Below are 26,501 nucleotides of genomic sequence, written 5' to 3' on the forward strand. Positions count from 1 at the left end.
GGAATACGGATGAACAAGTTCAGAGCCAGTCTTGTTGCAGTTGCGTTGATGTCAGCATTGGGCAGCGGTGTCGCCAGCGCGGATCAGAAAATCGTAGATCAGATTAGCCAGTTCGGTGTGAAGTACAAGGTTATCGATAACCATGCCGCGCAGAATGGGGTTGACTGTGCGGCGCTGGGGGCTGACGGGGCCTCCTGTAACCGGGCAACCATTACCTTAACCAATCCTGGCCCGGCAATCGACAGCAAAGACTGGGCGATTTATATGTCCAACGTCCATGAAACGCTGAAGGTTGAAAGCGATCAGTTTCGCATGGTACATATCGTCGGTGATTTAACCCGGCTGGAACCCACAGAGAAGTTCAAAGGTTTCGGCGCTGGCGAGACGATAGAAATCTCAATCATTAATGAATACTGGCAGTTGTTTATCACTGATGTGATGCCGCGCTGGTATGTGACTTCAGGCGATGCTAAGCCAAAAATCATCACCAGTACTGATTCGGAAGATCTGACGACGTTTGTTGAACCTTTCGGTGAACACTGGAAGCGGATCCCGGATGATAAAAATGTGCTGATGGTCGCTGGCAGCCGTTTTGATAAGAACAGTGATGTGGCTCAGTTGCCGTCTTCAGCACTGAGAGGGCAGATTGTCCCCACGCCGATGCAGGTTGATATCCGGGCTGAGGATGCTGATCTGTCAAAAGGCGTGAAGCTGGATCTTGCCAGCCTGTCGGCGGATAAAGCGCAGGCGGTGAAGCAGCGTTTTCAGTTACTGGGGCTGAAAGAGCAACCTGCTGGCTATGAAATTTCCACGCGTGTTGACGGCAAGGCACTGAATAAAGAGCAGGCTGTTGCCGGGGGTTATCAACTGGTCATCGGCAAAGAGAAAGCCGAAGTGGTTGGTTACGATCAGAGCGGTGTGTTCTATGGCCTGCAGTCGATCCTTTCCCTGCTGCCTGCCGATGGTAGCGCGAAAATCGCCACCCTCAGCGCCAGTGATGCGCCACGCTTCGCCTATCGCGGCGTCTTTCTTGACGTGGCCCGTAATTTCCACAGCAAAGCGGCGGTGATGCGGATGCTGGATCAGTTGGGTGCCTGGAAAATCAATGTCTTCCACTTCCATCTCAGCGATGATGAAGGCTGGAGAATTGAGATCCCGGGTCTGCCGGAGTTAACGGATGTGGGCGCTAAACGCTGCCACGATCTTAGCGAGCAGCGCTGTCTGCTGCCGCAGCTGGGCTCGGGACCCGAAAGTGACAACAATGGGAGCGGCCATTTCAGCCGCCAGGACTATATCGAGATTGTGAAATATGCCGCAGCTCGCGGGATTGAAGTGATTCCTGAGATTGATATGCCGGCTCATGCCCGTGCTGCCGTGATCTCGATGGAAGCTCGTTACAATCGCCTGATGAAAGAGGGCAAAACGGCGGAAGCCTCAGAATACCGTCTGGTCGATCCTACGGATGATTCTAATACCACTTCGGTGCAGCTCTATGACCGTACCAGCTATCTGAATCCCTGCCTGCCGTCTTCCCTGCGCTTCACCGATAAAATCATCAGTGAAATTCAGGCCATGCATCGCGAGGCCGGCCAGCCGATTAAGACCTGGCACTTTGGCGGCGACGAGGCCAAAAATATTCGTCTCGGCTCGGGATATTCCGATATCAACCAGCCGGTTGCCGGCACCGGCCTGCTCGATATGAGCAAAGAGGATAAGCCATGGGCGAAATCGCAAGTTTGCCAGGCCATGGTCAAACAGGGCAAGGTGAAGGATCTGGAACATCTGCCGAGCTATTTTGCGCTGCAGGTCAGCCAGCAGGTTAAACAGCACGGTATTGGTAGAATGCAGGCGTGGCAGGATGGTCTGAAAGATGCCGAAAATGCCAAAGCATTTGCCACTGAGCGCGTGGCTGTTAACTTCTGGGATACGCTCTACTGGGGCGGCTTTGACTCTGCTAACGACTGGGCGAAAAAAGGCTATGAGGTCATTATCTCCAACCCGGACTATGTCTATATGGACTTCCCGTATGAAGTGAATCCGTTGGAACGCGGGTACTACTGGGGAACCCGCTTCAGCGATGAGCGTAAAATGTTCAGTTTCGCGCCGGATAATCTGCCGCAGAATGCCGAAACCTCGGTGGATCGCGATGGCAACAGCTTTAGCGCTAAATCGGACAAAGCCTGGCCTGGCGCTTTCGGCTTATCGGCGCAGCTATGGAGCGAAACGGTGCGTACTGATGAACAAATGGAATATATGATCTTCCCGCGTATGTTTTCAGTGGTGGAGCGTGCCTGGCACCGGGCAGCATGGGAACAGGATTACCAGGCGGGAAGGGAGTATATCGGTGGAAAAACAGAGTATATTGACCATCAGGAGCAGCTCAACGACTGGCAGCGATTTGCCAACGTGCTGGGACAACGTGAGCTGGCAAAACTGGACAAATGGGGTATTCACTATCGTCTGCCAGTACCCGGCGCACGTATTGTCGCCGGGAAACTGCACGCCAATATTGCACTGCCGGGGCTGACCATTGAATTTAGCACAGATGAAGGGAAAACCTGGCGGCGTTATGATGCCAGTGTGCAACCAGCGGTGGCAGGTAAGGTGATGGTTCGTTCGGTCAGTCCGGATGGAAAACGTTTTAGTCGTACTGAGACTCTTTGAGATAAGCGGCCCGTGTATGTGGGCCGTTCGCTGATGCTGGCTATAAAAAAACCGTTGAGAGGTTCAGCGGTTTTTTATGAATAGAATAGACTACTCGTCATGCAGTGTTTCATCTTCGCGACAATCGCCAGCTGAGCAGTGACCATAAAGGTACAGGCTGTGGTTACTGAGCTTGATGCCGTGACGTTCAGCGATATCCCGCTGGCGGGATTCGATTGATTCATCACTGAATTCAATCACTTTTCCGCAATCCAGACAGATCAGGTGATCGTGATGATGCTGTTGTGTCAGTTCGAAGACAGATTTACCGCCCTCGAAGTTATGACGGGTAACGATCCCTGCGTCATCAAATTGGTTCAGAACACGGTAAACCGTCGCCAGGCCAATCTCTTCGCCCATGTCGATCAGGCGTTTATATAAGTCTTCCGCACTGACGTGGTGGCCTTCTGGTTCCTGAAGTACTTCCAGAATTTTCAGTCGAGGAAGTGTGACTTTCAGGCCGGCCTTCTTTAATGCGGTATTATTGTCAGTCATGCGGATATTATCCTGTTACTTTGCTAGTCACTAAGTGGCTGAAAAGCCCTGAACATCGGTCGGATCGAAAGCTGAGCATCCCAGTATAGAACTGATGCATCGAAATGGAAACCACAGTAAAGGTGCGGAGCATTCATGCGAGGTTAACATTTCACTCTGTCTCCTTTTCGCCGTCAGGGTAAAAGACGCTGAAAAAGCGGTGCAGACCGATGGCGATATTGTACGATTCTACCGATGAAAGCGATAAAAATATGCCTATCACTTCTATAGGAACAACCACCAGCCTGATGTGAGATATCTCCCATATCAGAACCCCGGCTTAAGCTTCGAGAATTTCCTTAAGGTGTAGTTCATCATAAATCTGTTTAACCCACTTTTCAGTTCGTTCGGCAGTCAGCTCTGGTTGGCGATCTTCATCAATGGCCAGACCGAGGAAGTGAGAATCATCCGCCAGTCCTTTTGAGGCTTCGAAATGATAGCCTTCAGTGGGCCAGTGCCCGACAATCGTCGCACCGTTAGGTTCGATGATATCGCGAATGGTACCCATGGCGTCACAGAAGTACTCGGCATAATCTTCCTGATCGCCACAACCAAACAGTGCAACTAATTTTCCGTTGAAGTCGATTTCTTCTAATGTCGGAAAAAAATCATCCCAGTCGCACTGTGCTTCGCCATAGTACCAGGTTGGGATACCCAGCAGCAGAATATCAAAGGCTTCAAGGTCTTCTTTGCTGCTTTTAGCGATATCATGAACTTCCGCCACCTCTTTACCGAGCTGCTTCTGGATCATTTTTGCAATGTTTTCTGTATTGCCCGTATCGCTGCCAAAGAAAATGCCTATGATTGCCATGAGTTTAATAACCTCTTGAAACTTAAATTATATGAGACGGTTAGCCTAAAAGTGTTAACAGCAATGATAGCAGACCGCATCGGGGGGATAAACGTGAAATCCTCTTGCTTTTGTCGCTTTGTGCTTTGTCGCTATGGATTTATCAGGTCTGTCGGGGGCCTGTTTAGTACTGTCGTTCGGCTAACTGAGCCAGCAACATTTCTTCAATCAACTCGCTGCGGCTCATATTTCGCTGTTCGGCCAGTTGGTTCAGAGCATCGACCGCATCGCTGTTCATTTTTAGCTCCACGCGTTTGAGTCCACGCACTTTATCTCGTTTGAGTTGGTTGCGTTTGTTGATACGCAGTTGTTCATCACGCGTTAGTGGATTGGTTTTCGGTCGTCCCGGACGACGCTCGTCTGCGAAAAGATCGAGAGTGGTGCGGTCTGTGTTTTCTTTTGCCATAGAATCGTGATATTGAAAGGCTGAGGTGCTGATAGAGTGAGCCGTAAAACGGGCTGAAATTCGACCGTCGACAAAATTTTAGCGCGCCATCATACCCCAGTGAAAGTCATGACGACAATGCTTTAGCTTGTTCAGGAACTATTTGTTTTTACAGCGCAAAAAAACGACAAATTGCGCGCAACACCGCATCAGGTTTTTCCGCATGCACCCAGTGGCCCGCACCGGCGATCACGTGCGCCCGAGCCAGTGGAAATTGTGCCAACAGGACATCACGATAGTCGTCAGCAAGATAGGGTGAACGTTCCCCCCGGATAAAAAGTGTCGGATGTCGCCAGGCGGGAACCGGTTGCCAGCCAATAATATTATCATAGCATTGCCAGAGCACCGGGACATTAAAACGCCATTCCCCCTGATGAAAGGACTTCAGCAGAAACTGTATTACCCCTTCATCTTCTATTAACGGGTGCATTATGACCGCGGCTTCACTGCGTAGTTTCACACCGGCCTCGCTGACCGCGTTGAGTGCAGTGAAGACAGTATCATGATGACGTTCAGGGTAGGCGACAGGCGCCATATCAATCACCACCAGGTGTTTAACTCGCTCTGGCACCAGTGCGGTCAGCGTCATGGCGATTTTTCCGCCCATGGAGTGACCAATAACGGCAAACTGGTCAATTCCAAGGTTATCAAGCGTTTCCAGTACGTCCTGCGCCATCAGGAGATAGTTCATCTCAGTCGCATGCGGGGATAATCCGTGGTTGCGAACATCAATTTGTACTATTGGGTGGTTATCTTTCAGCCCCCGGGCCAGTACCGCAAGGTTGTCCAGGCTGCCAAAAAGACCGTGGATCAGTACCACCGGAGAGCCAGAAATGGCTGATTGTTCAGATTGCAAGCGGACATTCAATTTCATGGCAAAGTTCTTACAGTTGAAACGAGGGGTTAGGGTATCATGGATTTATGGCTTCCTGCCGGAGTGGGTGGTCAGATCTTTTGCGGCATTATCTGACTTTTGCTGGCATTCAGGGCTGGCGCTACACCCTGGCGGGATTTAACTTTATAATCCTCGTGTTAGAGCTGGAATTTCAGCGTCTGTGCCTTGTTCACTAGCCTGAAGGACGACGCTATCTGGTTCTATAAGCAACAATTGTACTGGATCAAGATGAAAACTATTGAAGTCGACGAAGAACTCTACCGTTATATCGCCAGCCATACTCAGCATATTGGTGAAAGCGCCTCTGACATTTTACGCCGGATGCTTAAATTTTCAGCAGGGCAAAATCAGACTGTAGCTCCTGCAGCTACAGCGACGAGGGCCATGGAGGCAACAGGAACAACTCAGGCCAGAGAAGGGGAGCGTCCTCAGGATCGTGTGCGCGCTATCCGTGAGTTGCTGTTGTCCGATGAATACGCTGAACAGAAGAAAGCGGTTAACCGGTTTATGCTGATTCTGTCGATCTTATACCGTCTGGATCCCAGGGCATTCGCCGCGGCGACGGAGTCTCTTCTGGGCCGTACGCGCGTCTACTTTGCAGGGAATCAGCAAACCCTGGTACAAAATGGCACCCATACTAAGCCGCAACATATTCCTGGCACGCCGTATTGGGTAATAACCAACACCAACACAGGTCGCAAACGTAGCATGATCGAACATATCATGTCGTCAATGCAGTTCCCGGCAGAACTGACTGACAAAGTTTGCGGCACCCTCTAACTGATAAATAAACGTCAGGGAGAAGCGCCAATGGCCAATCACCCCCGTGCCGGGCAGCCAGCCCAGCAGAGCGATTTGATTAACGTTGCACAATTAACTGCGCAGTATTATGTCCTGCAACCAGAGCCAGGTAATGCGGAACATGCGGTGAAATTCGGCACATCCGGCCATCGCGGTAGCGCAGGGCGTCACAGTTTCAACGAGACGCACATTCTGGCGATTGCTCAGGCGATTGCCGAAGAGCGTAAAAAGAATGGTATTACCGGTCCTTGCTATGTGGGGAAAGATACTCACGCGTTGTCTGAACCTGCAATTATCTCCGTACTGGAAGTGTTGGCGGCAAACGGTGTTGATGTGATAGTGCAACAGGATAATGGTTATACGCCAACGCCTGCTATTTCGAACGCTATCCTTGAACACAACAAAGCGGGTGGAGCACAGGCTGATGGCATCGTCATCACCCCTTCGCATAATCCACCGGAAGATGGCGGCATCAAATACAATCCCCCTAATGGCGGGCCGGCGGATACCAATGTCACCAAAGTGGTGGAAGATCGTGCTAATGCGCTGATCAACGGTGGGCTGAAAGAGGTGAAGCGTATTGCGCTGGATAAAGCCTGGGCGAGTGGTCATCTGCAGGAAAAAGACCTGATCCAGCCTTATGTTGAAGGCCTGTCTCAAATCATTGATATTCCGGCGATTCAGAAAGCCGGTCTGAAAATCGGCGTTGATCCTTTAGGCGGCTCCGGTATTGCCTACTGGCAGCGTATTGCAGAATTCTACCATCTGGATTTGACCATCGTTAATGATTCGGTCGATCAGACGTTCCGCTTTATGCATCTGGATAAAGATGGTGTGATCCGCATGGACTGCTCTTCCGAGAGCGCGATGGCGGGGCTGTTGGCGCTACGTGATAAATTTGATCTGGCCTTTGCTAACGATCCGGATTATGACCGCCATGGTATCGTGACGCCTGCGGGGCTGATGAACCCGAACCACTATCTGGCGGTCGCGATCAACTACCTGTTCCAGCATCGTCCTCAGTGGGGTAAAGAGGTCGCTGTCGGTAAGACGCTGGTTTCCAGCGCGATGATTGACCGCGTGGTGAACGACATCGACCGTAAGCTGGTGGAAGTTCCGGTCGGTTTCAAATGGTTTGTTGATGGCCTGTTTGATGGCAGCTTCGGCTTTGGTGGCGAAGAGAGTGCGGGAGCTTCTTTCCTGCGCTTTGACGGTACGCCGTGGTCAACCGATAAAGATGGGATCATCATGTGTCTGCTGGCGGCAGAGATCACTGCCGTGACCGGTAAGAATCCGCAGCAACATTACGATGAGCTGGCTGAGCGTTTTGGTGCGCCGAGCTATAACCGTTTACAAGCTTCCGCCACTTCGGCCCAGAAAGCCGCGTTGTCTAAACTGTCACCAGAAATGGTCAGCGCCGACACGTTGGCAGGCGATCCGATCACTGCCCGTCTGACTGCTGCTCCGGGTAACGGCGCGTCGATTGGCGGTCTGAAAGTGATGACGGAGAACGGCTGGTTCGCCGCACGTCCGTCCGGCACGGAAGATGCTTATAAAATCTACTGTGAGAGCTTTTTAGGCGCAGAACACCGCCTGAAGATCGAGAAAGAAGCAGTAGAGATCGTTAGCGAAGTATTAAAAAACGCCTGACGATAAAGTGTGACAGCAAAGGCGTGGTTTCCTGCGCCTTTGCTGCTGATAGGCTCACCGTTTTTTATCCGCGTGTATTATGTGTAGCCCGTCTGTATTCACACGTTGATTTCAGCGCTGTTATACCCGCCATATTTCAGGTCTCAGCGGCGTTAGCTGCTTCTTCCACTCCTTGTTACCCGGTTTATCGGTGCGCCTGATGGCAGTCGGCGTTGCTACTTTCATCCCACTTGACCTCTTCAGCGAATCGGTAATGAATCGTAGAATTTCGATGTTGAATTAAGGTTAATTATTTACAGTTTATTTAACTTTTATGTAGCAAAATGACAGGAATGGCGAGCAAAAGCGATTTTTTCAGCAAACAGGTGGTCGGATGAGTAGTAAAATTACCTTTGTGGCGCTATTCTTTTAAGCTAATGACAATCGTCAAAAGAGGAGTGCTTATGGTCCTTTATCAACCGTACCCGTTACATCAGATAATCCTGCGTCGCGCTATGGTGGTGGTGGTGGGCACGTTGGTTTTGCCAGTGATGCTGTTACGCAGTGATCGGGCTAAGTTTTACAGTTATCTGCACCGAATCTGGTGTAAAACCAGTACCCAGCCGGTTTGGTTGGCGCAGTCAGAATCCGTCGGTGGCGACATCTGGTAAGCAGGCTCCTCGCATTTTTGCCTGGCTCTCACTTTTTCAGCGGATAAACAGTTCCACACTGTCTTCCTGGCGGCAAAAAATCTTTATGCGAGATGAGTAGTGGTACCGTCACACCCTGAATATTCAAGTTCCAGGAAGATGGCAAGTAAAGACGTGACGATGTGCTTTGGCGGGTGTGATTCGACTGCCCGAACACTGCCAGAGTCCCTGCCGTATACAGCATAACGGGTATCTACCTGTACCTGATGAAATAACGTTTCAGCAGCCTGCTTATTCCTCCCCCATTCTCATCATTTATCTCGTCTGTTATTGTTGCCTGATTACCCTTTGGTGAACCCCTTGTCGGTCTGAGCCGACCATGGGCATTTTCAGGAAATATCATGCGAAATACTGAGCTCGAACATATTGTTAACCAGCAACTGAACACGGCTGCTTTCAGTGACTATGCGCCAAATGGGCTGCAAGTCGAAGGTCGTTGCGAGGTGGCCCGGATTGTGACGGGCGTGACGGCCTGCCAGGCGCTACTGGATGAAGCCGTGCGTCTGGAAGCGGATGCCGTGCTGGTCCATCACGGTTATTTCTGGAAAAACGAACCACAGGTCATTAAAGGTATGAAGCGTAACCGGCTGAAAACACTGCTGGTTAATGATATCAATCTGTATGGCTGGCATCTGCCGTTGGATGCGCACCCGCAGCTTGGCAACAACGCGCAACTGGCGAAAGCGCTGGGCATTGAGGTGCAGGGTGACGTCATGTCACTGGTGCCGTGGGGGGAATTGCAGGAACAACTGACCGGAGATCTACTGGCTAAAAGAATCGCCAGGGTTCTGGGGCGTGAGCCGTTGCACTGTGGTGATAATGCACCGCACCTGATCCGTCGTGTTGCCTGGTGTTCGGGCGGAGGGCAGGACTTCATTGATGCGGCGGCGGCGTTTGGCGTTGATGCCTTCATTAGCGGTGAAGTTTCTGAACAGACCATCCACAGTGCCCGCGAACAGGGGGTACACTTTTTTGCGGCCGGTCATCATGCCACCGAACGAGGCGGTATTCGGGCGCTGGGAGAGTGGCTGGCGGAAAGCTATGGTCTGGAGGTGACCTTTGTCGATATAGACAATCCAGCCTGAACCTGTCGGGCAGTTTAGTTTACCGCTCACACATTAAGTTGACATATCTTACGTCGCCACACAGTGAATTCACTGGTTTGAAAAACCAGTCAGGAGGAGTGTTTTGCAACGAACACGTTGTTACCTGTTAGGTGAACGCGCGGTCGTGCTTGAGTTGGAACCCCCCGTTTCTCTCAGCAGTCAGCAACGTATCTGGGGATTGTCAGCACAACTGACGGCTTGCCCGGAAGTGATTGAGGTCGTCCCAGGGATGAACAATATTACTGTCATGTTGCGTGACCCGCAGCAAACCGCGTCTGGCGCCATCGAATGGCTGCAATCCAGGTGGGAAAAAAGTGAGGCGCTGGAGATGGACGCGCGCACGGTTGACATCCCCGTGATGTACGGCGGAGCGGCTGGCCCGGACCTCGAGGTGGTGGCTCACCACAGCGGGCTGACCCCGCAACAGGTGGTTGCCGCGCACGCAGCCGCAGACTATGTGGTTTATTTTATTGGTTTCCAGCCTGGTTTTCCCTACATGGCTGGCCTGGATGAACGGCTGCACACGCCGCGTCGTGCCGAGCCGCGCGTACAGGTACCTGCCGGTTCAGTCGGTATCGGCGGAAGTCAGACCGGGGTTTATCCGCTCGCCGCACCCGGTGGCTGGCAACTCATCGGTCAGACCGACATTATCCTGTTTAACCCGCAGTCTCAGCCGCCCACCTTTTTAAGACCCGGTGACAGTGTGCGTTTTGTGCCGCAAAAGGGGGGGGTATGTTGAAGATCATTCGTGCGGGCATGAGTACCACATTACAGGATGCAGGGCGTATCGGCTGGCGTCAGTATGGCGTCGGCGTTGGCGGAGTGTTGGATGCTCCGGCAATGGAAACGGCCAATCTGCTGGTTGGTAATCCCCGAACCAGCGCGGTGCTGGAAATAACGTTGGGGCAATTTTGCGCTGAATTTACCCGTGACGGATGGATAGCCCTGACCGGGGCCGGATGTCACGCTGCGCTGGATAATCAGCCTGTCTGGACCGGCTGGCGTACCGCCGTTAAAAAAGGCCAGCGGCTGACATTAAAAATGCCCGGACGCGGCATGCGTAGTTATCTGGCGCTGGATGGTGGATTTGCCGCGACAGCTATGCTGGGTTCATTGAGTACCGATGTGAAAGCCGGTTTCGGTGGTTTTGCTGGTCGTCGGATTGAGGATGGCGATAACCTGCCGCTGGGGGAAGCGCAACAGACGTTTAGCAAGCCTGTGGGCGTGCGTCAGTTGCTGTTTGGCAACCGTGTTCGGGCCATGATTGGGCCGGAATACCACCAGTTTAGCCCTGAGAGCCGGGAAATATTCTGGCGTACCGCCTGGCAGATTAATCCACAAAGCAACCGCATGGGGTATCGTTTACAGGGAAGACCGCTCACACGGGTAAATCAGCGTGATATGCTGTCACACGGGTTGCTGCCGGGCGTTGTCCAGGTTCCGCCCAATGGTCAGCCGATCGTCCTGATGGCGGATGCCCAGACTACCGGCGGCTACCCACGGATCGCCTGTGTTATCGAGGCCGATCTTTATCATCTGGCGCAGATCCGGCTCGGTGAGCCTGTTCATTTTGTTCACTGTACATTGGAAGACGCGCTACGGGCGAAGCGTGTTCAGCAACGTGCACTGGATCTGATGGCATGGGGATTAAAACATGAAAGTTGATCTTAACGCCGATCTTGGCGAAGGCTGTGGGAATGATCGTGCATTACTGCAACTGGTCTCATCGGCGAATATTGCCTGTGGTTTTCATGCCGGAGATGCTCAGACTATGCGGCAAAGCGTGCTTTGGGCGCTGGAATTTGGTGTGGCAATCGGCGCGCATCCCAGTTTTCCCGATCGCGAGAATTTTGGCCGTACGCGGATGACGCTGCCAGCGGAAACTGTCTTTGCTCAGATGGTTTATCAGATAGGCGCCCTGCAGGCTATCGCACATAGCGCAGGGGGACGACTGGCGCACGTTAAGCCTCACGGCATGCTCTATAACCAGTCCGCGCAGGAGCCAGAGTTGGCTGACGTCATCGCCCGTGCAGTAAAGGCGGTGGATCCCACGCTGATTCTGGTCGGGTTGGCTAACAGTGAATCGATTAGAGCGGCACAGGCGCTGGGGCTTGCCACCCGGCAGGAGTTTTTTGCCGATCGTGGTTATCAGGATGATGGTTCGCTGGTGCCGCGCTCACAGCCGGGAGCGTTGGTGGAAAGTGACCTGCAGGCCATTGAACAGACGCTGAGTATGCTCCAGCAGGGACACATCAGGAGCATCAGCGGTAAATGGGTTAAGGTAAAAGCGGAGACCGTTTGTCTGCATGGCGATGGGGCTCATGCGCTGGCTTTTGCCCGTCAACTGCGTACCGCCCTGGCGCAACAGAAAATCAGTGTGACCAACAGTATGTAGCGGATTGCTGCATGAAACGCAAAAAAGCGTGTTATCTATTTCCCTGGTTTTGCCAGGGCATTTTTTATTGAGACCGGGAGGAAAAATGGAAAACGCAGTAAATTTGTGGCCTCTGGCAGGGATTGCCGCCATCATTATCGGCTTTTTATTACGGTTTAATCCGGTGCTGGTGGTGATTGTCTCTGGCCTGATTACCGGGCTGGCGGCACATATGCCGGTAAGTGATATTCTGGATAAACTGGGATCTGGTTTTCTCAACACCCGCAATCTGGCGCTGATCCTGCTGTTGCCGCTGCCGGTCATCGGTTTGCTGGAGCGTTACGGTCTGAAGGAACGAGCGCAGGCCTGGATAGCCCAGATCAAGAGCGCGACCGCAGGCCGCCTGCTGATCGTTTATCTCTTTGTGCGTGAAATTACCGCCGCGATGGGGCTGACCAGCTTGGGGGGACATCCGCAAATGGTGCGTCCTCTGCTGGCTCCGATGGCTGAAGGTGCAACGGAAAACCGTTATGGCGAATTGACGCCGGAGGTTCGTCACCGGTTGCGTGCGATGTCAGCCGCGACGGATAACGTTGGGCTGTTCTTCGGCGAGGATATTTTTGTGGCCTTCGGCGCGATTATGTTTATGCATAACTTTATGCAGGAGTCTGCGGGGATCCAAACCGAGCCGCTGCATATTGCGGTATGGGGCATTCCGACGGCTATTTGCGCTTTTCTGATCCATGCGGCGCGCCTGCGCAGACTGGATAAAAAGATTGCTGCTGAACTGTCTGCCCTCAATGCCGATGCGCTGAAAGCCAAAGGAGGCCGCTAATGTTCCAGCAACAATATCTGTTCTGGCTGGCCGGTTTGATCCTGCTGGTGGTGGCGGTAATGTCCTGGCGGGATAAAGCCAACCCGCGTCGCCTGACCACGGGATTGTTCTGGGCGCTGTATGGCCTGGCCTTCCTGGTTGGCGACTGGACCATTAATCTGCTCGGCAGCCATTCTGTGCATATGGTGGTTGGCGCCATGGTGGTGGTGATGGCGTTGATTGCTGGTTTAGGTGGCGTCAGGTTGGGATCGTATCATCAGCGCCGACCAGAGCAACGTGTGGAGAGTGCAACGCGGCTGCGTAACCGTTTGTTCCTGCCGGCGTTGGTTATTCCGCTGGTTACCGTGGTGGGCGTGTTGGCCTTTAACCATATTCCCAGGTTGCAAGACGCGGTGTTTGGCGCAGGAAATCATGCCACGCTAATCACGTTGTTTTCAATGGCGACAGGCTGTGTGGTTGGCTGGTTGATTGCGCTCAAAATGACCCGGGAAGGGCCAGCGCAGTCGGTACAGGAGGCGCGTCGTCTGCTCGATGCTATCGGCTGGGCCTTTATTCTGCCGCAAATTCTTGCCACTCTCGGCTTGTTATTTACCAGTGCGGGCGTTGGCACGGCTATTTCTCATCTCACCGAAACTTATCTGGCGGTGGATAACCGGTTTATCGCTGTCGCGACCTACGCAATCGGCATGGCGTTACTGACGATGGTGATGGGCAATGCCTTTGCCGCGTTCCCCATTGTGACGGCGGGTGTCGGTATTCCGATTCTGGTATTGCAGCATCATGGCAACCCGGCGGTCATGGCGGCAATCGGCATGTTTTCCGGTTACTGCGGTACACTGATGACCCCGATGGCGGCGAACTTTAATCTGGTCCCGGCGGCATTGTTGGAACTGCCGGATCGCAATGCGGTGATCAAAGCTCAGGTTCCGACCGGGGTGCTATTGCTGATAGTCAATATCTTCCTGCTCTATTTTATGATGTTTTTGTAAGGTGACGATGAAAACGGTTCTGATTACTGGGTTTGAACCTTTTGAGGGCGAACGGGTGAACTCATCCTGGGAGGTGGTCAGCCATTTGCATGGACATCAGGTGGGCGGCGCGAAGGTTATCGCTAAGCAGCTACCCTGTGTGTTTGGTGACTCGCTGACGGCTCTGTATGCCGCTGTTGATGAGTTGCAGCCTGAAATAGTGATCGCCATCGGGCAGGCTAATGGTCGTCCCGATATTACTGTCGAACGAGTGGCGATTAACGTGGACGATGCTCGCATCCCGGATAATGCAGGCCAGCAACCCATCGATGTCCCGATTATCGTCAATGGACCAGCTGCCTGTTTTTCCATGTTGCCGATTAAAGCGATGGTTCAAGGGATGCGAGAGGCCGGTATTCCCGCCTCGGTTTCACAGACAGCGGGCACTTTTGTCTGCAATCATGTGATGTATGGTTTGTTGCATTATCTGGCACAGCACCATAGTAAGACCCGCGGTGGTTGTATGCATCTTCCCTACTTGCCGGAGCAGGCGGTTAATCATCCTGGTAGCGCCAGTATGCCCGTGCAGACGATGGTGCAGGCACTGGAAATTGCGTTGAGTATCGCGCTGATTGTGCGCCAGGATATCCGGCGGGAGGGCGGTGCAACACAGTAATCAGTGAACGATTGTCTGGGGGAATGGGCAAAAGCGCCACAGCCGATTGTGGCGCCTTAATGCACGAGATCCAGTCAAGTTACTTGTTGATGGCGGACTTGAAATCACGCTGGTCGTAACCGGTATACAACTGACGTGGACGGGCAATTTTGATGCCGTCGTCGTGCATTTCTTTCCAGTGGGCAATCCAGCCAACGGTGCGCGCCATCGCGAAGATTACCGTAAACATTGAGGTAGGGATCCCCATTGCTTTGAGGATCAGGCCAGAGTAGAAATCAACGTTAGGATAGAGTTTGCGCTCAATGAAGTAGGGGTCGTTCAGTGCAATGTGTTCCAGCTCCATCGCCACTTCCAGCAGATCATCTTTCATCCCCAACTCTTTCAGCACTTCATGACAGGTTTCCCGCATCACTGTGGCACGGGGATCATAATTTTTATACACGCGGTGACCAAAGCCCATTAAGCGGAATGAATCATTTTTGTCTTTCGCGCGACGCAGAAAATCAGGGATATGATCAACGTTGTGAATTTCTTCCAGCATGCGCAGGCAGGCTTCGTTCGCGCCGCCGTGTGCGGGTCCCCACAGGGAAGCGATACCTGCAGCGATACAGGCAAACGGATTAGCGCCGGAAGAACCAGCGGTACGCACGGTCGACGTTGAGGCGTTTTGTTCATGGTCGGCATGCAGGATCAGAATACGATCCATCGCGCGCTCAAGCACTGGGTTCACCACGTATTCTTCACAAGGCGTGGAGAACATCATATTGAGGAAGTTACCCGCGTAGGAAAGGTCGTTACGTGGATAAACAAACGGCTGGCCGATAGAATATTTGTAACACATCGCGGCGACGGTCGGCATTTTTGACAACAAACGGAACGCCGCGATTTCACGGTGACGTTCGATGTTGACGTCCATTGCATCGTGATAAAATGCCGCGAGCGCTCCGGTCACGCCACACATTACCGCCATTGGGTGCGAGTCGCGACGGAAGCCGCGAAACAGATGATGGATCTGTTCATGGACCATGGTGTGGCGGGTCACGATGGTGCTGAATTCTTCATACTGCTCTTTGGTTGGCGCTTCGCCATTCAGCAGGATGTAGCAGACTTCCAGGTAGTTGGAATGTAACGCCAGTTGATCGATAGGGAAACCACGGTGAAGCAGAATGCCTTTTTCACCGTCGATATAGGTTATTTTGGATTCGCAGGACGCAGTAGAAGTGAACCCCGGATCAAACGTGAAGTAACCTTTTGAGCCGAGAATACGGACATCAATCTCTTCTAGGCCTAGCGTACCGCTTAGCATATCAAGTTCAATATCAGCTTCGCCGGGTAGAGTTAGCGTTGCTTTTTTATCAGCCATTTATCGTCTCCTTAGCGCCTTATTTATGAATCTTCGACACTTTAAAAGCCAGTCTGTCCGCGGCTGACTGGAGCACATATTCAACTCTGCGGCATCTTATCACGTGCAGGGTACAGAGTGAGGGGCGCATACAGCCGGGGGCGTATTTGACTTTATTTCACAGTTGTTAAAGATTCGCTCAGGTCGTAACTTATTGGTAACCGCCACCAGATACTTTATGTGTCTATATCACCAATGTTACATAACTTATGCTTAGGTGAAAGTGTATCCCCATAACTTTTGTGCATCATAGGATTTTTAGCACCTAACTTGTAAAGGTAATGTTTAAATTTTGTCAAATCAAATAATTAAATTTAGAATAATTGTGAAAATCGTGAGGGTGATCACTGTTCCGCTTAAATGTTCCCAAGATGTTTGTAGGGGAATTGTAATAAGAATGTGAACCACCTATACTTCCGCCAGGTCTCCGGAATACCCTGCAGTAGGAGCCACCCAGCGTTTTACCCGCGTCGTTTTGACACTGGAGGTTGTAGTTTTAGTGACTGGCGCAGTGCTTTATTGTTAACGCTGTCTGACCCGCCCTCAGGACCGGAGGAAGCAAAATAAGAAAGGCTGTGTGGGCAAAACCGTGAAAAAACAAAGACCTGTCAACTTGGATCTCTCTACGATCCGGTTTCCCGTTACTGCAATAGCGTCTATTCTTCATCGCGTGTCCGGCGTCATTACGTTTGTGGCTGTTGGCATACTGCTGTGGGTATTGGGCCTGTCACTTTCCTCACCCGAAGGCTTCCAGCAGGCATCTGCCGTTATGGACAGCTTTATTGTTAAATTCATCTTCTGGGGAATCCTCACCGCACTGGCGTACCACATTGTCGGTGGGATTCGTCATATGTTGATGGATTTTGGCTTTCTGGGGGAAACACTGGAAACGGGTATGCGATCTGCGCAAATTTCTTTTGGTATCACTGTCGTGCTTTCAATTCTGGCTGGAGCCCTCGTATGGTAAGCAACGCTTCCGCACTGGGTCGCAATGGCATCCATGACTGGTTGCTGCTGCGCGCTGCTGCGATGATAATCACCCTGTACGTGCTGTATATCCTCAGTTTTGTCGTGATATCGGACCACCTGACTTACGATATCTGGCGCGGATTTTTTTCCTCCCCTTTTACTAAAGTTTTCACCCTGTTGACGCTGTTCTCTATTTTGGTGCATGGCTGGATAGGAATGTGGCAGGTATTAACGGATTACATCAAACCGCTGGCGATGCGTCTGTTGTTGCAGTTAGTCGTGGTGGTGGTGCTGTTGGTGTATGCAATTTATGGCACTGTCGTTGTGTGGGGAGCGTAAGAAATGAAGTTGCCAGTCAGAGAATTTGACGCCGTCGTTGTCGGCGCGGGGGGGGCAGGTATGCGTGCTGCGCTGCAAATCTCCCAATCGGGCCAAACTTGCGCCCTGTTATCGAAAGTTTTCCCAACCCGTTCTCATACCGTGTCGGCCCAGGGGGGGATCACCGTGGCGCTGGGCAATACCCATGAAGATAACTGGGAATGGCATATGTACGACACGGTAAAAGGTTCCGACTATATCGGGGACCAGGACGCCATTGAATATATGTGCAAAACCGGTCCGGAAGCGGTGCTGGAGTTGGAGCATATGGGGCTGCCGTTCTCCCGACTGGACGATGGCCGTATCTATCAGCGTCCGTTCGGCGGTCAGTCGAAAAACTTCGGCGGCGAGCAGGCGGCGCGTACTGCGGCCGCGGCTGACCGTACCGGTCATGCATTATTGCATACGCTTTATCAGCAGAATCTGAAAAACAAAACCACCATCTTCTCCGAGTGGTATGCGCTGGATCTGGTTAAAAACGCGGATGGCGCGATCGTCGGCTGTACCGCATTGAATATTGAAGATGGCGAAGTGGTGTATTTCAAAGCTCGCGCTACGGTACTGGCGACCGGCGGTGCAGGCCGAATCTATCAGTCCACCACTAATGCGCATATTAATACCGGTGATGGCGTGGGGATGGCGCTGCGTGCCGGGGTGCCGGTGCAGGATATGGAAATGTGGCAATTCCATCCGACCGGTATCGCTGGCGCTGGAGTTCTGGTCACCGAAGGATGTCGTGGTGAAGGAGGATACCTGCTGAATAAGCACGGTGAACGTTTTATGGAACGTTATGCACCAAACGCCAAAGATCTGGCGGGGCGTGATGTTGTCGCCCGTTCGATGATGATTGAAATCCGTGAGGGACGCGGCTGTGACGGTCCGTGGGGGCCCCATATCAAACTGAAGCTGGATCATCTAGGCCATGAAGTGCTGGAAGCGCGTCTGCCGGGCATCCTTGAGCTGTCCCGTACCTTTGCCCATGTCGATCCGGTGAAAGAGCCCATTCCGGTTATCCCAACTTGCCACTACATGATGGGCGGCATTCCGACCAAAGTGACGGGGCAGGCGATAACACTCAATGAACAGGGTGAAGATGTCGTCGTACCTGGGCTGTTCGCCGTTGGTGAGATTGCCTGTGTTTCTGTCCACGGTTCTAACCGATTGGGGGGCAACTCATTGCTGGACCTGGTGGTGTTTGGCCGGGCAGCAGGCCTGCATCTACAGGAGTCTATTCAGGAACAGGGGGAGTTGTTGGAGGCGACTGAGGACGAAATTGACGCTTCACTGGCGCGTCTGAACCGCTGGAATAATAACACCACGGGGGAAGATCCCGTTGAACTGCGTAAAGCCCTGCAGACCTGTATGCAGCATAACTTTTCAGTATTCCGTGAAGGCGAGGCGATGGCGAAAGGTCTGGAAGAGCTAAAAGTGTTACGTGAACGGCTGAAAAATGCCCGTCTGGATGATCGCTCGTCAGATTTCAATACCCAACGTATTGAGTGCCTGGAACTGGATAATTTGATGGAAACCGCTTATGCCACGGCGGTTGCCGCTAACTTCCGTACCGAAAGTCGTGGAGCGCACAGTCGTTTCGACTATCCTGAACGTGATGATGCAAACTGGTTGTGTCACAGCGTGTATCTGCCGCAAACCGAAAGCATGACCCGCCGGGCGGTGAACATGCAGCCGAAACTGCGTGCGGCCTTCCCGCCGAAAGTGCGTACCTACTAGTTTGCGGAGCAATGAGACCATGAGACTCGAATTTTCTATTTATCGTTACAACCCGGATGTGGACGACGCGCCACGGATGCAGGAATACAGTCTGGAGTCGGAAGAAGGGCGCGACATGATGATGCTGGATGCCTTACTCCGACTGAAAGAGAAAGATCCGACCCTGGCCTTTCGTCGTTCCTGCCGGGAAGGTGTGTGTGGTTCCGACGGCATTAACATGAACGGCAAAAATGGTCTGGCGTGTATCACGCCGGTTTCCACTCTCGGCGGCGGTAAACGTAAAATTGTTATCCGCCCTTTGCCAGGGTTGCCAGTGATCCGCGATTTGGTGGTGGACATGGGACAATTCTACACTCAGTATGAGAAGATTAAGCCTTACCTGTTGAATAATGGAGAAAATCCCCCCGCTCGTGAGTACTTACAACAGCCCGAACAGCGGGAGAAACTGGATGGCCTGTATGAATGTATTCTCTGCGCGTGTTGTTCAACGTCGTGTCCGTCATTCTGGTGGAATCCGGATAAATTTATCGGGCCGGCAGGGCTGCTGGCAGCTTATCGCTTCCTGATTGATGATCGCGATACGGAAACCGATGCGCGTCTGGATAATCTAAACGATGCTTTCAGTGTTTTCCGTTGTCACAGTATTATGAACTGTGTGAACGTTTGTCCTAAGGGACTGAATCCGACGCGTGCTATTGGCCATATTAAGTCGATGCTGCTGCAGCGGGGGGCATAAGCGTCAGCCAGCCGGGAGCCTCAGGGTTCCCGGCTGCTTTACCAGGAAATCCTGGCAAGAAAATCTTGCGCGCGGCTATAAGGTTTCTTGCCAGGGTTCCCTTACGGGCCAGGGCGCCAGTAATTGCGCACATCGCTCGTATCGATGAACTTTCAGGCTGCATTCTGCTCTGATATGAGCGGAAAACGGCCGAGGGCAAGCCGCTTTGGCGGCGCGGGACAGTGCATGTTCCATTAAATAACCACGGCGAAAAGCACAAAATGCTTAAGGGATCACAATGCAGAACAGCGCGATGAAACCCTGGTTGGACTCCTCCTGGCTGGCCGGCGCGAATCAGACCTACATAGAGCAGCTCTATGAGGACTATTTAACCGATCCTGACTCTGTTGATGAAGTCTGGAAAGAGCGCTTTCAGCAGCTCCCAGGACAAGGGACCAGACCTGAACAACTCCATTCGACAACCCGCGAGTACTTCAAGCGTCTGGCAAAAGATGCCTCACGCTATACCTCTTCTGTCAGCGATCCTGACACGAATGCTAAACAGGTCAAGGTTCTCCAACTGATTAACGCTTTCCGTTTTCGCGGTCATCAGCTTGCGAACCTTGACCCACTAGGATTGTGGCAGCAGGAGCCGGTGCCGGATCTGGATCCGGCGTTTCACGATCTGACAGATGCCGATTTTCAGGAAACCTTTAATGTGGGTTCTTTTGCTTTCGGCAAAGAGACGATGAAGCTGGCGGATTTGTTCTCCCTGCTGAAACAGACTTATTGCGGTTCGATCGGTGCGGAATATATGCACATCACCAACACTGAAGAGAAACGTTGGATTCAGCAACGCATCGAATCAGTGGCCGGTCAGGCTGCTTTCTCTCTTGAGGAGAAAAAAGGTTTTCTCAAGCAACTGACCGCCGCGGAAGGCCTTGAACGTTACCTTGGCGCGAAGTTTCCAGGCGCAAAACGTTTTTCGCTGGAAGGGGGGGATGCGCTGATCCCGATGCTGAACGAGATGATCCGCCATGCCGGTAAAAGCGGTACCCGTGAAGTGGTGCTGGGGATGGCCCACCGTGGGCGGCTTAATGTGCTGATCAACGTGTTAGGTAAAAAGCCGCAGGATCTGTTTGACGAGTTTTCCGGTAAACACAAAGAGCATCTGGGTACCGGTGACGTGAAATATCATATGGGCTTTTCATCCGATGTGGAAACGGAAGGTGGCATGGTGCACCTGGCACTGGCATTTAACCCGTCGCATCTTGAGATAGTCAGCCCGGTGGTGATGGGATCGGTTCGCGCTCGTCTGGATCGTCTGGACGAACCCGGCAGCAACAAAGTACTGCCCATTACTATCCACGGCGATGCCGCGGTTACCGGCCAGGGCGTGGTGCAGGAAACGCTGAACATGTCTCAGGCCCGTGGCTATGAAGTGGGCGGTACGGTCCGCATCGTTATTAACAATCAGATTGGTTTCACTACTTCCAATCCGAAAGATGCCCGTTCGACCCAATACTGTACCGATATCGGTAAAATGGTGCTGGCCCCGATTTTCCACGTTAATGCTGACGATCCGGAAGCGGTCGCTTTTGTGACTCGTTTGGCGTTGGATTTCCGTAACACCTTTAAACGCGACGTGTTTATCGATCTGGTGTGTTATCGCCGTCACGGCCATAACGAAGCCGATGAGCCCAGTGCGACTCAGCCGGTGATGTACCAGAAAATCAAGAAACACCCAACGCCGCGTAAGATCTATGCTGACCGGCTGGAACGCGAAAAAGTCGTCAGCCTGGAAGATGCCACGGAAATGGTTAACTTGTATCGTGACGCGCTGGATGCGGGCGAATGTGTGGTGCCGGAATGGCGCCCGATGAGCCTGCATTCCTTCACCTGGTCGCCGTATCTGAACCATGACTGGGATGAAAATTATCCTTCTACTGTCGATCTGAAACGCTTGCAGGAACTGGCTAAACGTATCAGCACGGTGCCGGAATCGATCCAGATGCAGTCCCGTGTTGCCAAGATTTATCATGATCGCGCGGAAATGGCGGCGGGCAATAAAAAGTTTGACTGGGGAGCGGCAGAAAACCTGTCTTACGCCACGCTGGTAGATGAAGGGATCTCCTGTCGCCTTTCTGGGGAAGATACCGGACGGGGAACCTTTTTCCACCGCCATGCGGTGATTCATAATCAGACCAACGGTTCGACTTACACGCCATTGCAACACGTGCATAACGCGCAGGGCACTTTCAACGTCTGGGATTCTGTGTTGTCGGAAGAAGCGGTGCTGGCCTTTGAATACGGTTATGCCACCGCGGAACCGCGGACGCTGACCATTTGGGAAGCGCAGTTTGGTGATTTTGCCAACGGCGCTCAGGTGGTTATCGACCAGTTTATTAGTTCTGGCGAGCAGAAGTGGGGGCGGATGTGTGGGCTGGTCATGTTGTTGCCACACGGCTATGAAGGGCAGGGGCCGGAACACTCTTCGGCGCGCCTGGAGCGGTATTTGCAGCTCTGTGCCGAGCAGAATATGCAGGTTTGCGTACCTTCTACGCCAGCGCAGGTTTACCACATGCTACGTCGGCAGGCATTGCGCGGTATGCGCCGTCCACTGGTGGTGATGTCACCGAAATCGCTGTTGCGCCACCCGCTGGCGACCTCTTCTTTAGAGGAACTGGCGACGGGCAGCTTCCAACCCGCCATTGGTGAGATAGACCCCCTTGACCCGCAAGGGGTGAAGCGTGTGGTCCTCTGTTCCGGCAAAGTGTATTACGACTTGTTGGAAAAACGCCGAAAAAATGAGCAGACCGATGTGGCCATCATGCGTGTCGAACAGCTTTATCCCTTCCCGCATAAAGCGCTGCAGGATAAATTGCAGCCTTATTCGCATGTACAGGATTTTGTCTGGTGCCAGGAAGAGCCGCTCAATCAGGGGGCCTGGTACTGTAGTCAGCATCATTTACGTGAAGTTTTGCCTGCTGGAGCTTCATTACGTTACGCCGGTCGCCCTGCTTCGGCCTCACCGGCAGTGGGGTATTTGTCCGTTCACCAGCGGCAGCAGCAAGATCTGGTCAATGACGCGCTGAACGTTAATTAATTAAAGGAAAAATAATGAGTAGCGTAGATATCCTCGTTCCCGACCTGCCTGAATCCGTTGCCGATGCCACCGTGGCGACCTGGCACAAGAAACCGGGCGATAGCGTCCAGCGCGATGAAGTGCTGGTTGAGATCGAAACCGATAAAGTGGTGCTGGAAGTACCCGCGTCTTCCGATGGCGTGCTGGATGCCATTCTGGAAGATGAAGGCGCGACAGTGACCTCACGTCAGGCGCTGGGACGTCTGACAGAAGGGAACAGCAGCGGTAAAGAAAGCGCGGCCAGGGTCGAGTCGAAAGAGTCCACACCGGCTCAGCGTCAGAATGCGTCACTGGAAGAGGAAAATAACGATGCGCTCAGTCCGGCAATCCGCCGTCTGATTGCTGAGCACAGCCTGGATCCCGCCGCCATTAAAGGTACCGGCGTGGGTGGCCGTCTGACGCGTGAAGATATTGAAAAGCATCTGGCGAAACAATCCACAGCTAAACCGGTTGAGTCAAACACGCCGGAAGCGGTTCCAGCACCGTCTCTGACGGGTCGTAGCGAGAAGCGGGTGCCGATGACCCGTTTACGTAAGCGTGTGGCCGAACGTTTGCTGGAAGCGAAAAACAGTACCGCGATGCTGACCACTTTCAACGAAGTGAACATGCAGCCGATCATGAATCTGCGTAAGCAGTACGGTGAAGCGTTCGAAAAACGTCACGGTATCCGCCTGGGCTTTATGTCCTTCTATCTGAAAGCGGTCGTTGAAGCGTTGAAGCGCTTCCCGGAAGTGAACGCCTCCATTGATGGCGATGATGTGGTCTACCACAACTATTTTGACGTCAGTATCGCGGTGTCCACGCCTCGTGGGCTGGTGACGCCAGTGCTGAAAGATGTTGATGCGTTGGGTATGGCTGACATTGAGAAAAAAATCAAAGAGCTGGCGGTGAAAGGCCGTGACGGTAAGTTGACCGTTGAGGAACTGACGGGCGGTAACTTTACCATCACCAATGGCGGGGTGTTTGGCTCGCTGATGTCGACGCCAATCATCAACCCACCACAGAGCGCCATTCTGGGGATGCATGCGATCAAGGACCGCCCGATGGCGGTGAATGGTCAGGTGACCATTCTGCCAATGATGTATCTGGCGTTGTCCTATGACCATCGTCTGATTGACGGCAAAGAGTCTGTCAGTTTCCTGGTGGCTATCAAAGAACTGCTGGAAGATCCGTCCCGCCTGCTGCTGGACGTTTAATCCTTGTCGGGTGCGGTGTTGGACCGCACCTAACCCTACGTATGGCCGACCATCACACGTTTTTGGCTTCGGCTCAGTCTTTTCCGACCTGAATGGATAGAACATCATGAACTTACACGAATATCAGGCAAAACAATTGTTTGCACGGTATGGTCTACCGGCGCCTATCGGTTATGCCTGCACCACTCCACGTGAAGCTGAAGAAGCCGCCTCCAAGATTGGCGCGGGTCCGTGGGTAGTGAAATGTCAGGTTCATGCCGGAGGCCGCGGTAAAGCGGGCGGCGTGAAAGTGGTCAAAAGCAAAGAAGATATTCGGGCTTTTGCTGAGCAGTGGTTGGGCAAACGCCTGACCACTTATCAGACGGATGCCAACGGTCAGCCGGTTAACCAGGTCCTGGTTGAGGCCGCTACCGACATCGGTCAGGAGCTGTACCTGGGTGCGGTGGTGGATCGTGGTTCCCGTCGAGTGGTGTTTATGGCATCGACCGAAGGCGGCGTGGAAATCGAAAAAGTCGCGGAAGAAACGCCGCACTTGATCCACAAAGTGGCACTGGATCCATTAACCGGTCCTCAGCCGTATCAGGGCCGTGAGCTGGCGTTCAAACTGGGACTGACCGGCAAACAAGTGAGTCAGTTCACCAAGATCTTTATGGGACTGGCGACGATGTTCCTGGAGCGTGACCTGGCGCTGGTTGAGATCAATCCGCTGGTTATCACTAAGCAGGGCGATCTGATTTGCCTGGATGGCAAACTGGGCGCCGATGGTAATGCGTTGTTCCGCCAGCCGGAGTTGCGTGAGATGCGCGATCCAAGCCAGGAAGACCCGCGTGAGGCGCATGCCGCGCAGTGGGAACTGAACTATGTGGCATTGGAAGGGAACATCGGCTGTATGGTGAACGGCGCCGGTCTGGCGATGGGAACGATGGATATCGTTAAACTGCATGGCGGTCAGCCAGCCAACTTCCTTGACGTTGGCGGTGGTGCGACGAAAGAACGAGTGACCGAAGCCTTCAAAATCATCCTGTCCGATGAAGCAGTCACCGCGGTGTTTGTGAACATCTTTGGCGGCATTGTGCGCTGCGATCTGATTGCCGATGGCATCATCGGCGCGGTGGCGGAAGTGGGGGTTAACGTACCCGTCGTGGTACGTCTGGAAGGAAACAATGCCGAGCTGGGCGCCAAAAAACTGGCTGACAGTGGTCTGAATATTATTGCAGCAACCAGCCTGAGTGACGCGGCGCAGCGCGTTGTTGCCGCAGCGGAGGGGAAATAATGTCCATTTTGATCGATAAAAACACGAAGGTAATCTGCCAGGGGTTCACCGGCGGCCAGGGAACATTTCACTCTGAGCAGGCGCTGGCTTACGGCACGCAACTGGTTGGTGGCGTGACGCCAGGTAAAGGTGGCACCGAGCATCTGGGGCTGCCCGTGTTCAATACCGTGCGTGAAGCCGTGGAATCTACCGGCGCAACGGCTTCTGTTATCTACGTCCCGGCTCCGTTCTGCAAGGACGGTATCCTGGAGGCTATCGATGCGGGCATCAAACTGATAATTACTATCACTGAGGGTATCCCGACGCTGGATATGCTCACCGTGAAGGTGAAGCTGGATGAAGCCGGCGTCAGGATGATTGGCCCGAACTGTCCTGGCGTCATTACCCCAGGCGAATGCAAAATCGGCATCATGCCGGGCCACATTCACCGACCTGGTCGTGTGGGGATCGTGTCCCGTTCTGGTACCCTGACCTATGAAGCCGTTAAGCAGACGACTGACATTGGTTATGGTCAGTCTACCTGTGTTGGTATTGGTGGCGACCCCATCCCCGGCTCTAATTTTATCGATATCCTGAAACTATTTCAGCAAGACCCACAGACTGAAGCGATTGTGATGATTGGTGAAATTGGCGGGAGTGCGGAAGAAGAAGCGGCTGCTTTTATTAAAGAGCATGTCACCAAGCCAGTGGTAGGTTATATCGCGGGGGTGACCGCGCCGAAAGGGAAGCGAATGGGCCATGCCGGGGCGATTATTTCGGGTGGCAAAGGGACAGCAGATGAGAAGTTTGCTGCGCTGGAAGCCGCTGGGGTAAAAACGGTTCGTAGTCTTGCTGAGATTGGCGATGCCGTAAAAGCAGTACTGCCGCCGAAATAATGTGACTCGGAATTATCCTGGTTCATCTGCGCAGTTAATGCCGATGATTTAAAGAATAACTGGGTTACAGTTTAGCGTAACAAGGGTTCATGTTCAGCATGAATCCTTGTTGAATGACTCCAGCCAATGCCCCTCAGTCGACAAGTCTTCATACTGCCGCTAACCGCGAGCATAGCCACAACAGGTTGGTCATCCGTTCCCTCGCCACGGGTAAGGCTTCGCTTCTGGTAGCCGCTAACCGCCGATATTGTTATCTCCAAAGGGTAAAATTTTTCTTTAACTTGCTATCCA

The 26,501-nt window shown here is 52.8% G+C and carries 24 protein-coding genes; 19 read left to right on the plus strand and 5 right to left on the minus strand.

The genetic code is table 11. From position 1 onward, the window contains the following. The first annotated feature begins 9 nt into the window (after positions 1-9). Positions 10-2,664: a beta-N-acetylhexosaminidase gene (locus EH228_RS02405; protein ID WP_152320099.1), complete on the plus strand. Its 2,655-nt coding sequence runs from the start codon at positions 10-12 to the stop codon at positions 2,662-2,664. 90 nt (positions 2,665-2,754) lie between these two features. Here the strand turns inward: EH228_RS02405 and fur are convergent, their stop codons facing one another. The 4 genes from fur to ybfF form a co-directional block, all read right to left on the minus strand. Continuing rightward, positions 2,755-3,198, minus strand: a complete 444-nt coding sequence (gene fur / locus EH228_RS02410; protein ID WP_152320100.1) for a ferric iron uptake transcriptional regulator — start codon at positions 3,196-3,198, stop codon at positions 2,755-2,757. A 319-nt stretch (positions 3,199-3,517) separates the two neighbouring features. Then, a complete protein-coding gene (fldA, locus tag EH228_RS02415; RefSeq protein ID WP_152320101.1) occupies positions 3,518-4,048 on the minus strand; it encodes a flavodoxin FldA in 531 nt (176 codons plus the stop codon). Between the two features lie 163 nt (positions 4,049-4,211). Further along, complete coding sequence (gene ybfE, locus EH228_RS02420; protein ID WP_152320102.1) at positions 4,212-4,493, minus strand: LexA regulated protein; 282 nt, start codon at positions 4,491-4,493, stop codon at positions 4,212-4,214. Positions 4,494-4,641: 148 nt separating this feature from the next. Continuing rightward, positions 4,642-5,406: an esterase gene (ybfF, locus tag EH228_RS02425; protein ID WP_152320103.1), complete on the minus strand. Its 765-nt coding sequence runs from the start codon at positions 5,404-5,406 to the stop codon at positions 4,642-4,644. A 249-nt stretch (positions 5,407-5,655) separates the two neighbouring features. Here ybfF and seqA point away from each other — a divergent pair, with 249 nt between their 5' ends. The 10 genes from seqA (at position 5,656) to pcp (ending at position 14,526) form a co-directional block, all read left to right on the plus strand. Then, entirely contained in the window at positions 5,656-6,207 is a 552-nt protein-coding gene (gene seqA, locus EH228_RS02430) for a replication initiation negative regulator SeqA (protein ID WP_152320104.1), read from the plus strand. Positions 6,208-6,237: 30 nt separating this feature from the next. After that, entirely contained in the window at positions 6,238-7,878 is a 1,641-nt protein-coding gene (gene pgm / locus EH228_RS02435) for a phosphoglucomutase (alpha-D-glucose-1,6-bisphosphate-dependent) (protein WP_152320105.1), read from the plus strand. Between the two features lie 443 nt (positions 7,879-8,321). Continuing rightward, the gene (locus EH228_RS02440) at positions 8,322-8,528 is read left to right on the plus strand and encodes a YbfA family protein (RefSeq protein ID WP_152320106.1); all 207 of its coding nucleotides are present in this window, start codon (positions 8,322-8,324) and stop codon (positions 8,526-8,528) included. 380 nt (positions 8,529-8,908) lie between these two features. After that, complete coding sequence (locus EH228_RS02445; RefSeq protein WP_152320107.1) at positions 8,909-9,652, plus strand: type 2 GTP cyclohydrolase I; 744 nt, start codon at positions 8,909-8,911, stop codon at positions 9,650-9,652. 103 nt (positions 9,653-9,755) lie between these two features. Then, a complete protein-coding gene (pxpB, locus tag EH228_RS02450) occupies positions 9,756-10,412 on the plus strand; it encodes a 5-oxoprolinase subunit PxpB (RefSeq protein WP_152320108.1) in 657 nt (218 codons plus the stop codon). Beyond that, on the plus strand, positions 10,406-11,338 hold the full coding sequence (gene pxpC, locus EH228_RS02455) for a 5-oxoprolinase subunit PxpC (RefSeq protein ID WP_152320109.1): 933 nt from the start codon (positions 10,406-10,408) through the stop codon (positions 11,336-11,338). The genes pxpB and pxpC overlap by 7 nt, the downstream gene beginning before the upstream one ends. Continuing rightward, a complete protein-coding gene (gene pxpA / locus EH228_RS02460; protein ID WP_152320110.1) occupies positions 11,328-12,068 on the plus strand; it encodes a 5-oxoprolinase subunit PxpA in 741 nt (246 codons plus the stop codon). The genes pxpC and pxpA overlap by 11 nt, the downstream gene beginning before the upstream one ends. A gap of 85 nt (positions 12,069-12,153) precedes the next feature. Continuing rightward, positions 12,154-12,882: a DUF969 domain-containing protein gene (locus tag EH228_RS02465; protein WP_152320111.1), complete on the plus strand. Its 729-nt coding sequence runs from the start codon at positions 12,154-12,156 to the stop codon at positions 12,880-12,882. Then, positions 12,882-13,871 (plus strand): DUF979 domain-containing protein, encoded by a 990-nt coding sequence (locus tag EH228_RS02470; RefSeq protein ID WP_152320112.1) that lies wholly within the window; start codon positions 12,882-12,884, stop codon positions 13,869-13,871. Before EH228_RS02465 ends, EH228_RS02470 begins: the two co-directional genes overlap by 1 nt. 7 nt (positions 13,872-13,878) lie before the next feature. Then, positions 13,879-14,526, plus strand: a complete 648-nt coding sequence (pcp, locus tag EH228_RS02475; protein ID WP_152320113.1) for a pyroglutamyl-peptidase I — start codon at positions 13,879-13,881, stop codon at positions 14,524-14,526. Positions 14,527-14,605: 79 nt separating this feature from the next. On the opposite strand, the gene EH228_RS02480 is transcribed toward pcp, so the two are convergent. Continuing rightward, entirely contained in the window at positions 14,606-15,889 is a 1,284-nt protein-coding gene (locus EH228_RS02480) for a citrate synthase (protein ID WP_152320114.1), read from the minus strand. A 616-nt stretch (positions 15,890-16,505) separates the two neighbouring features. Here EH228_RS02480 and sdhC point away from each other — a divergent pair. The 8 genes from sdhC to sucD all read left to right on the plus strand — a co-directional run bounded on the left by sdhC (position 16,506) and on the right by sucD (position 26,210). Then, positions 16,506-16,895 carry a succinate dehydrogenase cytochrome b556 subunit gene (gene sdhC, locus EH228_RS02485; protein ID WP_152320115.1) on the plus strand — a complete coding sequence of 130 codons (390 nt, stop codon included), beginning with the start codon at positions 16,506-16,508 and terminating at the stop codon, positions 16,893-16,895. Next, positions 16,889-17,236 (plus strand): succinate dehydrogenase membrane anchor subunit, encoded by a 348-nt coding sequence (gene sdhD / locus EH228_RS02490; protein WP_152320116.1) that lies wholly within the window; start codon positions 16,889-16,891, stop codon positions 17,234-17,236. The genes sdhC and sdhD overlap by 7 nt, the downstream gene beginning before the upstream one ends. A 3-nt stretch (positions 17,237-17,239) precedes the next feature. Then, complete coding sequence (sdhA, locus tag EH228_RS02495; RefSeq protein WP_152320117.1) at positions 17,240-19,006, plus strand: succinate dehydrogenase flavoprotein subunit; 1,767 nt, start codon at positions 17,240-17,242, stop codon at positions 19,004-19,006. 19 nt (positions 19,007-19,025) lie between these two features. Next, positions 19,026-19,742 (plus strand): succinate dehydrogenase iron-sulfur subunit, encoded by a 717-nt coding sequence (locus tag EH228_RS02500; RefSeq protein ID WP_152320118.1) that lies wholly within the window; start codon positions 19,026-19,028, stop codon positions 19,740-19,742. A 277-nt stretch (positions 19,743-20,019) separates the two neighbouring features. Beyond that, complete coding sequence (gene sucA / locus EH228_RS02505) at positions 20,020-22,827, plus strand: 2-oxoglutarate dehydrogenase E1 component (protein ID WP_152320119.1); 2,808 nt, start codon at positions 20,020-20,022, stop codon at positions 22,825-22,827. Positions 22,828-22,841: 14 nt separating this feature from the next. Further along, positions 22,842-24,062 (plus strand): 2-oxoglutarate dehydrogenase complex dihydrolipoyllysine-residue succinyltransferase, encoded by a 1,221-nt coding sequence (gene odhB / locus EH228_RS02510; RefSeq protein WP_152320120.1) that lies wholly within the window; start codon positions 22,842-22,844, stop codon positions 24,060-24,062. Positions 24,063-24,168: 106 nt separating this feature from the next. Continuing rightward, a complete protein-coding gene (gene sucC, locus EH228_RS02515) occupies positions 24,169-25,335 on the plus strand; it encodes an ADP-forming succinate--CoA ligase subunit beta (protein ID WP_152320121.1) in 1,167 nt (388 codons plus the stop codon). Continuing rightward, on the plus strand, positions 25,335-26,210 hold the full coding sequence (gene sucD, locus EH228_RS02520) for a succinate--CoA ligase subunit alpha (RefSeq protein WP_152320122.1): 876 nt from the start codon (positions 25,335-25,337) through the stop codon (positions 26,208-26,210). Before sucC ends, sucD begins: the two co-directional genes overlap by 1 nt. Positions 26,211-26,501: the final 291 nt, after the last annotated feature.

The organism is Erwinia endophytica (assembly GCF_009295515.1).
GTDB classification, from domain to species: domain Bacteria; phylum Pseudomonadota; class Gammaproteobacteria; order Enterobacterales; family Enterobacteriaceae; genus Erwinia; species Erwinia endophytica.